The organism is Xanthomonas boreopolis (assembly GCF_046529185.1).
GTDB classification, from domain to species: Bacteria; Pseudomonadota; Gammaproteobacteria; order Xanthomonadales; family Xanthomonadaceae; genus Pseudomonas_S; species Pseudomonas_S boreopolis.
Genome location: NZ_CP097162.1, coordinates 37,478 through 51,922, shown reverse-complemented (window position 1 = coordinate 51,922; position 14,445 = coordinate 37,478). Strand labels below are relative to the sequence as shown.

The window sequence follows — 14,445 nt, the reverse complement described above, 5'->3', positions numbered from 1 at the left end:
GTTCAGCCCTCCCGCCGCTGCGATTGCAGCTTGCTCACCAGCGCTTCCAGTTCGGCCAGCTCGTCGTCGCTGACCTCGGCCCGCTCGGACATCCACGCCACGAACGGCGACAGCGAGCCTTGCAGGGTCTTCTCGACGAAATGCCCGATGGTGTTGCCGAGCACTTCGTCCTGTTGCGCGGTGGCGGCGTAGCGGTACACGCCGTCGACCCGGCGGCGGCGCAGGTAGGCCTTGGCGCGCAGGCGCTCCATCATGGTCAGCACGGTCGAGCGCGCCAGCCCGCGCGCCTCGCCGAAGCCGGCGGCGACCTCGCCGACGCTGGCCTCGCCGTGTTCGTCGATGTACTGCAGCAGGGCCAGTTCCTGGTCCCCGATCGTCTTGCGGCGCATGGCCCGCCTCCATGACTACAGATGTCGCCACGCTACGTGGTGGCGACATCTGTAGTCAATAGGTCGTTCGGCACATCGGAATGCGACCGTGGTCACACCGTGGGGCGGGATCAGCCCTGCGGCCCGCCCATGACCGGCAGGATCGCGCCGGAGATGTAGCTGGCGGTGACCGGCGAGGCCAGGAACACGTAGGCCGGCGACAGCTCCTCCGGCTGCGCCGGGCGGCCCATCGCGCTGTCCTTGCCGAACTCGGCCACCGCCTCGGCCGGCTTGTCGGCGGGATTGAGCGGGGTCCATACCGGGCCGGGCGCGACCGCGTTGACGCGGATGCCGCGCGGTTGCAGCTGGCCGGCCAGTGCCATCGTGAAGGCATGGATGGCGCCCTTGGTCGCCGAGTAGTCCAGCAGCGCCTTGCTGCCGAACAGGCCGGTCTCCGAACCGGTGTTGATGATGCAGCCGCCGCGGCCGAGGTGCGGCACCGCTGCGCGCGCCATGCGGAAGTAGCCGCCGATGTTGGTGTCCAGCGTCATCTGCAGGTGCTCGTCGGTGAGGTCCTCGATGGCGTCGGCGTGCAGCTGGAACGCCGCGTTGTTGACCAGGATGTCGAGCCCGCCGAACGCTTCCACCGTCTGCCGCACCGCGTCCTCGCAGAACGCGCTGTCGCGCACGTCGCCCGGCAGCAGCAGGCAGCGCCGGCCTTCGGCCTCGACCTGCCGGCAGGTGGCCTGCGCATCCTCGTGTTCGTCGAGGTAGACCAGCGCCACGTCGGCGCCCTCGCGCGCGAACAGCACCGCCACCGCGCGGCCGATGCCGGAGTCGCCGCCGGTGACGATCGCGCGCATGCCCTTGAGCTTGTCGCTGCCCAGGTAGTCGGGCGCGAGATAGCGCGGTTCGACCGCCAGCTCGTGCTCGTTGCCGGGCTTGCGCAGGTGCTGGGCCGGCAACGGGTTCTCCGGCTGGCGGCGCGCGCCGGCCTGGGTCGGTTTCTTGGCCGCCTTCTTGGACGCCTTCCTGGCGGTCTTGGCGGCGTCCTTGCGATCGACCTTGCGCTGCAGGGTGCGCTGGCGGCCGGCGGTCTTTCCGGCGGCGGCGGAGGCGGTCTTGCGAGTGGCCATGGGGCGGTGATCTCCGTGTGGGGGAACAGTCAGGCGCGATCGGCCACGCCCTGCACGCCGGCGTGGCGCGCGCAGCTGGCGCAGCAGTAAATGGCGCCATCGCTCTCCACGCCATGGCCGACGATGCGGCACTGGCAATGCGCGCAGGCCGGGGCGAACGCGTGGATGGCGCACTCGAACGAGTCGAACGTGCCGCTGCGCCCCCCCTGGGACAGGGTGAACGCCTTGTCGTAGTCGTTGCCGCAGACGTCGCAGACGGGCATGGCGGGAATCCTCCATCGCGCGTGGGATCGCATTGCAGCCTGCCGGCCGGATCGATCAGGCCCGGTGACGAACGCGGGCAACACCTTCATGCCGCGCACACGCGCGCCGGGCCAAGCTCGCCGGAAAAACGCACGGAGAAACGCCATGTCCCGCCATTTCGCCCTGGCCGCCGCCGCGGTGCTCCTGTCCGCCTGCAGCACCGCGCAAGTAGCCCAGGTGCAGCCCATCGACGGCGTCATCTCCGGGCAGTGCCATACCGACAAGGTCCGCGGCGCGGTGGGGTTGGCGGCCGCGCCGCAGACCGTCGAACGCGCGCGCGTGGACAGCGACAGCCTTTCCGTCGACGTGAGGCGCGGCACGCGCGCCGCTACCGGCGGCACGGCCAGCGGCGCGGCCGATCCGGCCCAGGGCGCCAGCGAATCCGGCGGCGACCGCCTGGTCATCGAGAAGGGCCCGACCAACAACATCACCGCGATCTACTGCGGCTGACCGGCACCGCTCCGGCCGGGGCGCACGGATCAGGAGGACCTGCGCCGCCGGTGCGCGCGCGCCAGGAACCGCAACGCGGCCTGCTCCCACTGCCGCTCGCCGCGCCCCCCGGCGGCGAGCGATTGCAACGCGCCCTCGCGCCACGCCTCGAACACGCAAGGATCGATGTAGGCCTTGCGGCACACCGCCGGCGTGTTGCTCAGCGCCTGCGCGACCTCGCGGACCACCTCGTTCTGCGCCTGCCGCAGCGCGCGCTCGCTGCGCGGCTCGGGCAGGGGCCGCCGCGCCAGCCGCTGCAGCGCGGCCAGCGTGCCGCCCCAGGTCCGGAAGTCCTTGGCGGTGAAGTCCTCGCCGGTGGCCTCGCGCAGGTAGTCGTTGACCATGCCCGAGTCGACCGGCTGCAGCGTCCCGTCGTCGTCGCGGTATTGGAACAGCGCCTGGCCAGGCAGTTGCTGGCAGGCGCGCACCAGCTTGACCAGGCGCGCGTCGTCGATCGCGACGTCGTGTTCCTGCCCGCCCTTGCCGCGGAACTTCAGCCGCGCCCGGCCGCCGCTCAGGAACTCCAGGTGCCGGTTGCGCAGCGTGGTCAGGCCGTAGGAACGGTTGCTGCGGGCGTACTCGGCGTTGCCGACGCGCACCAGCGTCTCGGCCATCAGCGCGACCACGATCGCCAGCACCTTCCCGCGCGGGAAGCCCGGCAGCGCCAGGTCGCGGCGCAGGCGGCGGCGCAGCTTCGGCAGCGCCCGGCCGAAGGCGGCCACGCGCTCGAACTTGCCGTCGCCGCGCACCTGCGCCCAGTCGGGGTGGTAGCGGTACTGCTTGCGCCGCCGCGCATCGCGCCCGGTCGCCTGCAGGTGGCCGTCGGCGCGCCGGCAGATCCACACCTCGGTGTAGGCTGGGGGAATGGCCAGCGCGCGGATCCGCTGCAACGTCTCGCGGTCGGCGATGCGGGCGCCGTCCGCGTCGTGGTAGCTGAAGCCCTTGCCGGCGCGCCGGCGCCGGATCCCGGGCTGGTCGTCGCTGACGTAGACCAGCCCCGCGGCGCGCGCGGCCTGGCGCACTTCGTGCAGGGCATCGGCGATGGCGCGCGCGGAAACGGTGGATTTCATGCGGGACGGGCGAGGGGGTACCCGGCCGGATTGTTGGCGGGCCGGTGCGCAGAAGGCGTCAACGCGCGCGGCCACGCCTGCATCGCCCGCGGCTTGTGCTTATGCTGTCGGCCCGCCCCCACTCCGGAGATCCCGATGAGGAACGAGCTGACCGCCTTCCGTCCGCGTGCCACCGGCCTGCTGCTGGTGTCCGCCCTGGTCCTGTCGTTGGCCGCCTGCCAACCGCCGGCGCCGGACGAACAGGAAGCCGTCGGCGCCCGCGCCCAGCAGGCCGCGGAGGCGGCCGCCACCCCGGCCCCCGCCACCGCGCCCGAGGCGCCCCCGGTCGGCACCTGCGATGCCACCCAGGCGCAGGCGCTGGTCGGCCAGCCGCTCACCGACGAGGCGACCCGGCAAGCGCAACAGGACACCCAGGCCAAGCACGTGCGCGTGCTCAAGCCCGGGCAGGCCGTGACGATGGAATTCGACGGCGAGCGGCTCAACATCGAGGTCGACGCGGACAACGTCGTCACCGGCGTGCGCTGCGGCTGACCGGCGCCCTCCGGAAGGGGTGCGCGCGGGGCCCGCGAAAGCCAAGCGCAGCAACGGTTTCCGGGCGTTCTCGTTGCACTTGCAACCGCAGTTGCGGCACCGCACCAACATGTGATGTAGTCGGTCGTCCGGTGACCTAACGAATGCGCTCCACGGAATGAGCGGGGACGTCAGTCGCCGCTTCTCCGGATCGCAACGAGGCACGCATGGCCCCCCGCACTCGCCAAGGGCTCCAAGACCCAGGTCTCTACGACGCACGCGACGAACGCGATGCGTGTGGCTTCGGCATGGTCGTCCAGCTGGACGACCAGCCGTCCCGATCGCTGGTGGACACCGCGATCGCCGCGCTCTCGCGCATGACCCACCGCGGCGGCGTCGCCGCCGACGGCCTCACCGGCGACGGCTGCGGCCTGCTGATCCGCAAACCCGACCCGTTCCTGCGCGCGCTGGCGCGCGAGGCCGGCATCGCGATCGGCGCGCGCTACGCGGCCGGCGTGGTGTTCCTGCCGCACGCCGAGGCCGACGCCGCGCGCTGCCGCGAGGAACTGGAGGCGCAGCTGCGCCGCGCCGGCGCCGAGCCGCGCGGCTGGCGCGTGGTGCCGACCGACGACCGCGTCTGCGGAGAACTGGCCAAGGACACCCTGCCGCGCATCGAGCAGGTGTTCGTCGACGCCGGCGCCGGGCAGGGCGACGACGCCTTCGCGCTCTCGCTGTTCCTGGCCCGCCGCCGCGCCGAGCAGGCGCTGCGCGGGCACGCCGACTTCTACGTCACCACGCTCTCGCCGAGCGCGGTCAGCTACAAGGGCATGGTGCTGCCGGACAAGCTGAGCACGTTCTACCCGGACCTGCAGCGCAGCGAACTGGCCTCCAGCGCGGTGGTGTTCCACCAGCGCTTCTCCACCAACACGCTGCCGCGCTGGCCGCTGGCGCACCCGTTCCGGATGCTGGCGCACAACGGCGAGATCAACACCATCGAGGGCAACCGCCGCTGGGCGCAGGCGCGCAGCAAGGTCTGGAAGACCCCGAGGTTCGACATCGCCGAGTTCGACCCGGTGATCTCGATGCACGGCTCGGACTCGCAGAGCCTGGACAACATGCTCGAGCTGCTGGTCGCCGGCGGCATGGACCTGCTGCAGGCGCTGCGCATCCTGGTGCCGCCGGCCACCCAGTCGCTGGAGTTCAAGGACGCCGACCTGGCCGCGTTCTACGAGTTCCACGGCCTGAACACCGAACCGTGGGACGGCCCGGCCGGCATCGTCGCCTGCGACGGCCGCTATGCCGCCTGCACGCTCGACCGCAACGGCCTGCGCCCGGCGCGCTGGATGCTGACCTCCGACCGCCACTTCCTGGTCGCCTCCGAGGCCGGCGTGTGGGAACTGCCGGCCGAGCGCGTCACCCGCAAGGGCAAGCTCGGCCCCGGCGAGATGATGGCGATCGACCTCAAGCGCGGCGACCTGCTCGACAGCGACGCGATCGACCGCATCAACCGCGCGCGCGCGCCGTACAAGCAATGGCTGCAGCAGGGCGTGACCTACCTGCAGACCGAGCTGATCGACCCGTCGCTGGCCGAGGAGCCGTTCGACGAGAAGACCCTGCGCAGCTACCACAAGCTGTTCCAGCTCAGCACCGAGGAAGTGGAACAGGTGCTGCGCCCGCTCGCCGAGACCGAGCAGGAAGCCACCGGCTCGATGGGCGACGACACCCCGATGGCGGTGCTCAGCCAGCACACCCGGCCGCTGTACGACTACTTCCGCCAGGCGTTCGCGCAGGTCACCAACCCGCCGATCGATCCGCTGCGCGAGAACTGCGTGATGTCGCTGACCACCCAGCTCGGCAAGGAGACCAACGTCTTCCACGCCGGCCCGGAGACGGTCAACCACGTCATCCTGAACTCGCCGGTGCTGAGCCAGCGCAAGCTGCGCCAGCTGCTGAAGATGGAGCAGTACGTCGAGCGCAACCGCCTGATCGATTTGTCCTACTCGGTCGAGGAAGGGCTGAAGGCCGGCATCGAGCGGATCTGCCGCGAGGCCGAGCAGGCCGCGCGCGACGGCGCGGTGATGCTGCTGCTGTCCGACCGCTACCCGGTGCCGGACCGTCCGATGGTGCACGCATTGCTCGCCACCGGCGCGGTCCACCACCACCTCTCGGCCAAGGGCCTGCGCTGCGACGTCAACCTGATCATCGAGACCGGCACCGCGCGCGACCCGCACCACATGGCGTGCCTGCTCGGCTTCGGCGCCACCGCGGTGTACCCGTACCTGGCCTACCAGACCCTGTTCGACCTCAATCGCCGCGGCATCCTCAAGCTCAAGCGCGGCAGCGGCGAGCCGATGCAGATCGGCCCGAGCTACCGCAAGGGCATCATCAAGGGGCTGAGCAAGATCATCTCCAAGATGGGCATCGCCACCATCGCCAGCTACCGCGGCGCGCAGCTGTTCGAGATCGTCGGCCTCGACGCGGACGTGGTCGCGCTGTGCTTCCCCGGCACCGTCTCGCGCATCGGCGGCGCCAACCTGGCGCGGCTGGACACCGAGGCGCGCGAGCTGGCCGCGCGCGCCTGGAACGACCAGCTCAAGCCGGAGGTCGGCGGGCTGCTCAAGTACGTGCATGGCGGCGAGTACCACATGTACAACCCGGACGTGGTGCTGACCCTGCAGCGCGCGACCCGCACCGGCAGCGCGGCGGACTGGCAGCGCTACACCGAGGCGGTGCACGCGCGCCCGCCGTCGGCGCTGCGCGACCTGCTGCAGCTGAAGAAGGCCGACGCGCCGACGCCGCTGGACCAGGTCGCCCCGGCCGAGGACGTGCTGCGCCGCTTCGACACCGCCGCGATCTCGCTCGGCGCGCTCTCGCCCGAGGCGCACGAGGCGCTGGCGATCGCGATGAACCGCCTGGGCGGGCGCTCCAACTCCGGCGAGGGCGGCGAGGACCCGGTCCGCTACGGCACCGAGAAGCGCTCCAAGATCAAGCAGGTCGCCTCCGGCCGCTTCGGCGTCACCCCCGAGTACCTGGTCAACGCCGAGGTGCTGCAGATCAAGGTCGCCCAGGGCGCCAAGCCGGGCGAGGGCGGCCAGCTGCCCGGCCACAAGGTCAACGAGCTGATCGCGCGGCTGCGCTACGCCAAGCCGGGCATCGGCCTGATCTCGCCGCCGCCGCACCACGACATCTATTCGATCGAGGACCTGGCGCAGCTGATCTACGACCTCAAGCAGGTCAACCCGACCGCGCTGGTGTCGGTGAAGCTGGTCTCGCACGCCGGCGTGGGTACGATCGCCGCCGGCGTGGTCAAGGCCGGCGCCGACCTGATCACCGTGTCCGGCCACGACGGCGGCACCGGCGCCTCGCCGGTCAGCTCGATCCGCTACGCCGGCGTGCCGTGGGAGCTGGGCGTGGCCGAGTCGCACCAGGCGCTGGTCGCCAACGACCTGCGCGAGCGCACCATCCTGCAGACCGACGGCGGCCTGAAGACCGGCCTGGACGTGGTCAAGGCGGCGCTGCTGGGCGCGGACAGCTTCGGCTTCGGCACCGCGCCGATGATCGTGCTCGGCTGCAAGTACCTGCGCATCTGCCACCTCAACAACTGCGCGACCGGCGTGGCCACCCAGGACGAGCGCCTGCGCGAGGGCTATTTCACCGGCCTGCCCGAGCGCGTGGAGAACTTCTTCCGCCTGCTCGCCGAGGAGGTGCGCGGCTGGCTGTCGTACCTGGGCGCGAAGTCGCTGGACGAGATCGTCGGCCGCACCGACCTGCTCGAGCAGCTGCAGGTGGCGCCGCGCGAAGGCGTCGGCGTCGACCTGTCGCGGCTGCTCAAGAACGCCCGCTACGACGCCGCGCACTGCGCCGCGCAGCGCCTGTACGAATCGCCGGACAGCCTGGCCACGCAGATGGACGGCCTGCTCGCCGACGCGATCGCGAACAAGCGCGGCGGCGAGCACCGCTTCCTGATCCACAACACCGACCGCTCGATCGGCGCGCGCCTGTCCGGCGCGATCGCGCGCGCGCACGGCAACCACGGCATGGACGAGGCGCCGATCACGCTGCGCTTCCGCGGCACCGCCGGGCAGAGCTTCGGCGCGTTCAACGCCGGCGGCCTGCACATGGAGATCGAAGGCGAGGCCAACGACTACGTCGGCAAGGGCATGGCCGGCGGCCGGCTGGTGGTCCGCCCGCCGCGCGGGGCGCGCTTCGAGGCGCGCAACACCGCGATCATCGGCAACACCTGCCTGTACGGCGCCACCGGCGGCGAGCTGTTCGCGGCCGGCCGCGCCGGCGAGCGCTTCGCGGTGCGCAACTCCGGCGCGCTGGCGGTGATCGAGGGCGCCGGCGACCACTGCTGCGAGTACATGACCGACGGCATCGTGCTGGTGCTGGGCCGGGTCGGCCTGAACTTCGGCGCCGGCTTCACCGGCGGCATGGCCTACGTGCTGGACGTGGAGCGCGACTTCGTGGACCGCTACAACCACGAGCTGATCGACATCCACCGCATCTCGGCCGAGGGCTTCGAGAGCCACCGCCAGCACCTGCACGGGTTGATCGGCCGGCACCGCGAGCTGACCGGCAGCATCTGGGCGCAGCAGATCCTCGACGAGTTCCGCGATTACGTCGGCAAGTTCTGGCTGGTCAAGCCCAAGGCGGCCAGCATCGAGTCGCTGAGCGAATCGTTGCGCCGAGCCGCCTGACGGCGGCCCGTCGCAACGACGTGATTCGTGATTCGTGATTGGTGATTCGCAGGGGCGGCTGCCCACTATCCGATCACGATCCACTGCCGTTGCGAATCACGAATCACCAATCACGAATCACGGACACACCCCATGAGCCGCAAGCACGTCTTCCAATTCCTAGACCTCCCGCGCCAGATGCCGCAGCGCATCCCGGTGGAGCTGCGCACCTCCGGCGACTGGGGCGAGCTGTACGGCAAGTTCGGCAAGGAGGAAGCCCAGTACCAGGCCGGCCGCTGCCTGGACTGCGGCAATCCCTACTGCAGCTGGAAGTGCCCGGTGCACAACGCCATCCCGCAGTGGCTGCAGCTGGTGCAGGAGAACCGCATCGAGGAGGCCGCGGCGCTGTGCCATTCGACCAACCCGCTGCCGGAGGTGTGCGGCCGGGTCTGCCCGCAGGACCGCCTGTGCGAGGGCAGCTGCACGCTGGAGGAGTTCGGCGCGGTCACCATCGGCGCGGTCGAGAAGTACATCGTCGATACCGCGCTGGCGTCGGGCTGGCGCCCGGACCTGGGCGCGGTCGAGCCGACCGGCAAGCGCGTGGCGGTGATCGGCGCCGGTCCGGCCGGCCTGGCCTGCGCCGACCGGCTGGCGCGCGCCGGCATCCAGGCGGTGGTGTTCGACCGCTACGAGCAGATCGGCGGCCTGCTGCAGTTCGGCATCCCCAGCTTCAAGCTCGACAAGAGCGTGATCGCCAAGCGCCGCGAGGTGCTGGAAGGCATGGGCGTGCAATTCCGGCTCGGCATGGAGATCGGCAAGGACCTGACCATCGACGCGCTGGTGGACGAGTTCGATGCGGTCTTCGTCGGCACCGGCGCCTACCGCTACACCGACGGCGGCCTGCCGGGGCAGGACCTGAAGAACGTGCTGCCGGCACTGCCGTTCCTGGTGCAGAACAGCCGCATCGTCTCCGGCAACGACCCGTGGGGCCGGCCGATCGCCGGCTGGGAGGACAAGGTCGAACTGCCCGACCTGGCCGGCAAGCGCGTGGTCGTGCTCGGCGGCGGCGACACCGGCATGGACTGCGTGCGCAGCGCGATCCGCCTGGGCGCGGCCAAGGTGACCTGCGCCTACCGCCGCGACGAGGCCAACATGCCGGGCAGCGCGCGCGAGGTGGCCAACGCGCGCGAGGAAGGCGTGCGCTTCCTGTTCAACCGCCAGCCGCTGTCGATCGAGGGCGGCGCCGACGACGAGGCGATCGGCGTGACCGTGGTCGAGACCCGGCTCGGCGAGCCGGACGAACGCGGCCGCCGCAACGCCGAGCCGATCGAGGGCAGCGAATCGCTGCTGGAGGCCGACGTGGTGATCATCGCCTTCGGCTTCTCGCCGACGCTGCCGGAGTGGCTCTCGGCGCAGGGCGTGCAGGCGGCGCAGAACGGACGCATCGCGGTGGGCGGCAGCAAGCTGCCGTACCAGACCGCCAATCCCAAGCTGTTCGCCGGCGGCGACTGCGTGCGCGGCGCCGACCTGGTGGTCACCGCGGTGGCCGAGGGCCGCGACGCGGCCGCCAGCATCGCGCAGTGGCTGGGCGTGGCAGTGGCCGATCAGGCCGTGGCGGCCTGAAGATGCCCATCGCCTCGTAGAGCTTGCTGCGCTCTACGAGGTGAGGATGGCTGTCGTGGGAATCGGATGTCATCTATCCGCTGCAGCCGGGATGCCCCAGCCATCGTCCTCCGCGCAGACGGGGACCCATTGACTTGGAGCATGCCGCGCGGAGAGCCAAAGGCACTGGGTCCCCGCCTGCGCGGGGACGACGATAGAAAGATCGAAGGTGGCCTCACCACGATCATTTCGACCGCACCGATTCCCGCTACCGCTTCTACCCCCCGACCACCTGCCCATCTTCCTTGACGAACGGCGTCGCCAGCGGCGGCAGGATCTGCAGCGTCACTTCCGATGGCCGGCACAGCCGCGTGCCCAGCTCGGTCTCGACGAAGGGCCGGTTGATCAGGACCGGCTCGGCCAGCATCGCGTCGAGCAACGCCTCCTCGTCCAGCGCCGGATCGTCCAGCCCGCGCTCGCGGTAGGCCGGCTCCTTGGCGCGGATCGCCTCGCGCACGCCCAGCCCGGCCGCGGCGATCATCGCCTTCAGCCGCCCGCGGTCGGGCGGCTGCTTGAGGTACTCGATCACTTCCGGCTCGATGCCGGCATGGCGCAGCAGCGCCAGCACGTTGCGCGAGGTGCCGCAGCGCGGGTTGTGCCAGATCGTCGCGCGCATGTCAGGCCGCCTTGCCGAGCGTGGCCATGTCGATCACGAAGCGGTATTTCACGTCGCCCTTGAGCATGCGCGCATAGGCCTGCTCGATCTCGTCCATGCGGATCATCTCGATGTCGGAGACGATGCCGTGCCTGGCGCAGAAATCCAGCATCTCCTGGGTCTGGCGGATGCCGCCGATCAGCGAGCCGGCCAGGGTGCGGCGCTTCATGATCAGGTTGAACACGGTCGGCGCCGGGTGCGGATGCTCGGGCGCGCCGACCAGCACCATCGCGCCGTCGCGCTTGAGCGCGTTGAGGAACGGATCGAGGTTGTGCTGCGCGGCCACGGTGTTGAGGATGAAATCCAGCGAGTTCGCCTGCGCGGCCATCTGCTCGGGGTCCTTCGACACCACCACCTCGTCCGCCCCCAGGCGCAGCGCATCGGCGCGCTTTTGCTCGGAGGTGGTGAACAGCACGACCTTGGCGCCCATCGCCTTGGCGATCTTCACGCCCATGTGGCCCAGGCCGCCCAGGCCGACGATGCCGACCTTCTGACCGGGACCGACCTTCCAGTGCGCCAGCGGCGAATACGTGGTGATGCCGGCGCACAGCAGCGGCGCCACCGCGGCCAGCTCGTCTTCGCCGTGGCGGATCTGCAGCACGTAGTTCTCGTCCACGACGATGTGGTCGGAGTAGCCGCCGTAGGTGTTCTCGCCGCCGAACATCGGCCCGTTGTAGGTGCCGGTGAAGCCGGCCTCGCAGTACTGCTCCTCGCCTTCCCGGCAGGACGGGCAGGTGCGGCAGCTGTCGACCATGCAGCCGACGCCGGCGATGTCGCCGACCTTGAAGCCCTTCACCTCGCTGCCGACCGCGCTGACCCGGCCGACGATCTCGTGGCCCGGCACCGACGGATAGAGCGTGTTCTGCCATTCGTTGCGCACGGTGTGCAGGTCGGAATGGCAGACGCCGCAATAGAGGATGTCGATGCGAACGTCGTGCGGGCCGGGCTCGCGGCGCTCGAAGGAGAACGGGGCGAGCGCCTGGTCGGCGGAACGGGCGGCATAGCCGTGGGCATGGCTCATGGTGGATCTCCGGAAAGGGCACGGCCACGGTGGCGTGCGCGTACCGTGCCGGGCAGGTGAGGGGATGCGCCAAGCTTAGACCACTGCCGCGTTGCGGCGGCATGACACAGCGTTGTGCCCAGGCGCTTGCGGTCGCGGTCGCATCGGTTCCGCGAACCGTTCCGCAGAACCGCGCACGGGATGGCGTCGTCCATGCCGCGCTAACGAAACCGCGCCTAGGCTCTGGTCGGTTGTGTCCGCCCCCGCGCGGCACGCCATCCCGACATTTCCCCCGCTGTCAGGAGTCCCGCCCCATGACGATCCGTTCCCGCTCGCGCCGGCGATCCGCCCTGTTGCTGGCACTGGCCCTGCTGTCCGCGCCGCTGGCGCATGCCGCCGACGCGCTGAAGTACGCCGGCGTCAACCTCGCCGGCGCCGAGTTCAATTCCGGCAAGCGCCCCGGCGTGCTCTACAAGGACTACACCTATCCGGCCGCCTCCGACTACGCCTACTTCGCCGGCAAGGGCATGAACATCGTGCGCCTGCCGTTCCTGTGGGAGCGCCTGCAGCCCCAGGCGGGAGGCGAGCTGGACGCTGAGCAGCTCGCGCTGCTGAAGAAGGCGGTCGAGCAGGCCAAGGCCAACGGCCTGCACCTGATCCTGGACGTGCACAACTACGCCAAGTACAACGGCACCCGGATCGACCAGCTCGAAGGCGGCAGCGCCGCGCTGGCCGACCTGTGGAAGCGGCTGGCCGGCGAGTTCGGCAACGACGATGCGGTGATCTTCGGCCTGATGAACGAGCCCAACGGCATCTCCGCCACCGACTGGGCCGCCGTCGCGCAGGCCTCGATCAACGCGATCCGCACCGCCGGCGCGCGCAACCTGATCCTGGTGCCGGGCACGGCCTATACCGGCGCCCACAACTGGGTCAGCGGCGGTTACGGCGCCACCACCAACGCCCAGGCGCAGGACGACCTGCACGATCCGCTGAACCGCTACGCGGTCGAGCTGCACCAGTACCTGGACGCCAACTACAGCGGCACCAGCGCCGACTGCGCCAGCCCGACCATCGGCGCGGACAAGCTGCGCGGCGTCACCGCCTGGCTGCGCGAGCAGGGCAAGCAGGGCTTCCTCGGCGAGTTCGGCGCCGCCGACAACGAGACCTGCCGCCAGGCCCTGGACGGCCTGCTCGCCTTCCTCGAGGAGAACCGCGACGTCTGGCTGGGCTGGACCTACTGGGCCGCCGGCGCCTGGTGGAGGCCGGACTATCCGTTCAACGTGCAGCCCAGCAAGGAAGGCGCCGACAAGCCGCAGATGGAGATCCTGGTACCGCACGCGAAGAAGGTGACGGGGGCGCCGTAGCGGTTCCGTCACCCGGCCTGCCGCAAGCGCGCTGTGGGAGCGACTTCAGTCGCGACCGAAGTCGCTCCCACAGAAGCTATCTCCGCGCCTGCGCACTAGACTTCCCTCTCCATCACGCCGAGGGGATCGCACGCATGCGTCTGGGACTGGCCGCCAACCAACTCCACCACCAGGGCGAGGATGCCGCGCTGTTCCGCTGGCTGCGCGCCTGCGAAGCCGGCATCCGCGAGCTCGGCCTCGGCCTGCATGCGGTCGGCCGCACCTACGACGCCATCGAACGCGCCGGCCTGCTGCGCGGCCACCCCGGCCTGAAGCGCTATCCCTACGGGCGCGAGGGCGGCCTGATGAAGCTGGTCGCCGAAGTGGTCGGGCTGGAAGGCGCCGAGCGCACGCTCGACGGCGCGGTCTACCTGATCGATCCGGTCGACCCGTCCTCGATCTTCCCCGAGGCGATCGCGCTCAAGCGCCAGTGCGTGATCCATGGCAAGCCGTTCATATCGACCGTCGCTTCGGCGCGCGACTGGGTCGAGATGGAACGCATCCATGCCGGCCTGGCCCCGGACCCGGGCGCCGACGACCTGCACGCGCTGGAAGCGCAGACGCTGGCGCTGATCGCGCACGACGCGATGAAGCCGCAGATGCTGGCCTTCGCCGCCGAGCACTTCGACCTGCTGTCGCGCTTCGCGCACCGGGTCGGCACCGGCACCACCGGCCAGCGCCTCAACGAGATGGCCTGGAGCCGCGGCTGGCCGCAGGACCGCCCCTGGGTGCAGCGCTACGAAAGCGGTCCGATGGGCGGCGACGCCCAGATCGCCGACCGCGTGCTGGAAAAGGACTGCCAGCGCGCGGTGTTCTTCGAGGACCCGCACGTCGCCCGCCAGCACGAAGCCGACATCCAACTGCTGGAACGCGCCGTCACCACCGTCACCGACCACGCCGTGTGCATCACCTCCCCGGCTGTCGCCGCACGCTGGGCCAAGGCCGTGCAATTGCGCCGGGAGCGGACAACAGCCGCCTGACCGATACGCAAGCGCAGCTGCGGGCGCGTGGGCGGTGTGCGCTTGATCGGCCGTTCGGCTGCTGAAAAGCGCTTCTCGCTTCCTCGGGGATGCCGACAGTCGAGATTACGCGAGCAGGGAGATGGCACGGGCGAGACGGATCGCGAGCAAGCCGCCAGGCTCCGCCTGGGAACGACGATGAGGAGGCAGG

At 70.7% G+C, this 14,445-nt stretch carries 12 protein-coding genes; 6 read left to right on the top strand and 6 right to left on the bottom strand.

Going from position 1 to position 14,445, the window contains the following annotated elements; genetic code table 11:
• Window positions 1-2 precede the first annotated feature (2 nt).
• The 3 genes from M3M27_RS00225 to M3M27_RS00215 form a co-directional block, all read right to left on the bottom strand.
• Window positions 3-389, bottom strand: a complete 387-nt coding sequence (locus M3M27_RS00225) for a BlaI/MecI/CopY family transcriptional regulator (protein ID WP_140724599.1) — start codon at window positions 387-389, stop codon at window positions 3-5.
• 110 nt (window positions 390-499) lie between these two features.
• On the bottom strand, window positions 500-1,504 hold the full coding sequence (locus tag M3M27_RS00220; protein WP_434026775.1) for an SDR family oxidoreductase: 1,005 nt from the start codon (window positions 1,502-1,504) through the stop codon (window positions 500-502).
• Between the two features lie 29 nt (window positions 1,505-1,533).
• Window positions 1,534-1,767 carry a hypothetical protein gene (locus M3M27_RS00215; protein WP_140724593.1) on the bottom strand — a complete coding sequence of 78 codons (234 nt, stop codon included), beginning with the start codon at window positions 1,765-1,767 and terminating at the stop codon, window positions 1,534-1,536.
• Window positions 1,768-1,912: 145 nt separating this feature from the next.
• Here M3M27_RS00215 and M3M27_RS00210 point away from each other — a divergent pair, with 145 nt between their 5' ends.
• Complete coding sequence (locus M3M27_RS00210) at window positions 1,913-2,257, top strand: hypothetical protein (protein WP_434026774.1); 345 nt, start codon at window positions 1,913-1,915, stop codon at window positions 2,255-2,257.
• Window positions 2,258-2,286: 29 nt separating this feature from the next.
• On the opposite strand, the gene M3M27_RS00205 is transcribed toward M3M27_RS00210, so the two are convergent.
• A complete protein-coding gene (locus M3M27_RS00205) occupies window positions 2,287-3,366 on the bottom strand; it encodes a DNA topoisomerase IB (RefSeq protein WP_434026773.1) in 1,080 nt (359 codons plus the stop codon).
• Window positions 3,367-3,501: 135 nt separating this feature from the next.
• Here M3M27_RS00205 and M3M27_RS00200 point away from each other — a divergent pair, with 135 nt between their 5' ends.
• The 3 genes from M3M27_RS00200 (at window position 3,502) to M3M27_RS00190 (ending at window position 10,178) form a co-directional block, all read left to right on the top strand.
• The gene (locus M3M27_RS00200) at window positions 3,502-3,897 is read left to right on the top strand and encodes an I78 family peptidase inhibitor (RefSeq protein ID WP_434026772.1); all 396 of its coding nucleotides are present in this window, start codon (window positions 3,502-3,504) and stop codon (window positions 3,895-3,897) included.
• A gap of 206 nt (window positions 3,898-4,103) precedes the next feature.
• Window positions 4,104-8,576: a glutamate synthase large subunit gene (gene gltB / locus M3M27_RS00195; protein WP_434026771.1), complete on the top strand. Its 4,473-nt coding sequence runs from the start codon at window positions 4,104-4,106 to the stop codon at window positions 8,574-8,576.
• A gap of 132 nt (window positions 8,577-8,708) precedes the next feature.
• The gene (locus tag M3M27_RS00190; RefSeq protein WP_140724575.1) at window positions 8,709-10,178 is read left to right on the top strand and encodes an FAD-dependent oxidoreductase; all 1,470 of its coding nucleotides are present in this window, start codon (window positions 8,709-8,711) and stop codon (window positions 10,176-10,178) included.
• 256 nt (window positions 10,179-10,434) lie between these two features.
• Here M3M27_RS00190 and arsC read toward each other — a convergent pair whose 3' ends face one another.
• Both arsC and M3M27_RS00180 read right to left on the bottom strand, forming a co-directional pair.
• Window positions 10,435-10,833 carry an arsenate reductase (glutaredoxin) gene (arsC, locus tag M3M27_RS00185; protein WP_434026770.1) on the bottom strand — a complete coding sequence of 133 codons (399 nt, stop codon included), beginning with the start codon at window positions 10,831-10,833 and terminating at the stop codon, window positions 10,435-10,437.
• A 1-nt stretch (window position 10,834) separates the two neighbouring features.
• Complete coding sequence (locus M3M27_RS00180; RefSeq protein WP_140724569.1) at window positions 10,835-11,893, bottom strand: NAD(P)-dependent alcohol dehydrogenase; 1,059 nt, start codon at window positions 11,891-11,893, stop codon at window positions 10,835-10,837.
• A 293-nt stretch (window positions 11,894-12,186) separates the two neighbouring features.
• On the opposite strand from M3M27_RS00180, the gene M3M27_RS00175 reads away from it, so the two are divergent.
• Together M3M27_RS00175 and M3M27_RS00170 are read left to right on the top strand one after the other, a co-directional pair.
• A complete protein-coding gene (locus M3M27_RS00175; protein ID WP_140724566.1) occupies window positions 12,187-13,236 on the top strand; it encodes a glycoside hydrolase family 5 protein in 1,050 nt (349 codons plus the stop codon).
• Window positions 13,237-13,370: 134 nt separating this feature from the next.
• Entirely contained in the window at window positions 13,371-14,255 is an 885-nt protein-coding gene (locus tag M3M27_RS00170; RefSeq protein ID WP_434026769.1) for a methylglyoxal synthase, read from the top strand.
• The last annotated feature ends 190 nt before the right edge of the window (window positions 14,256-14,445 follow it).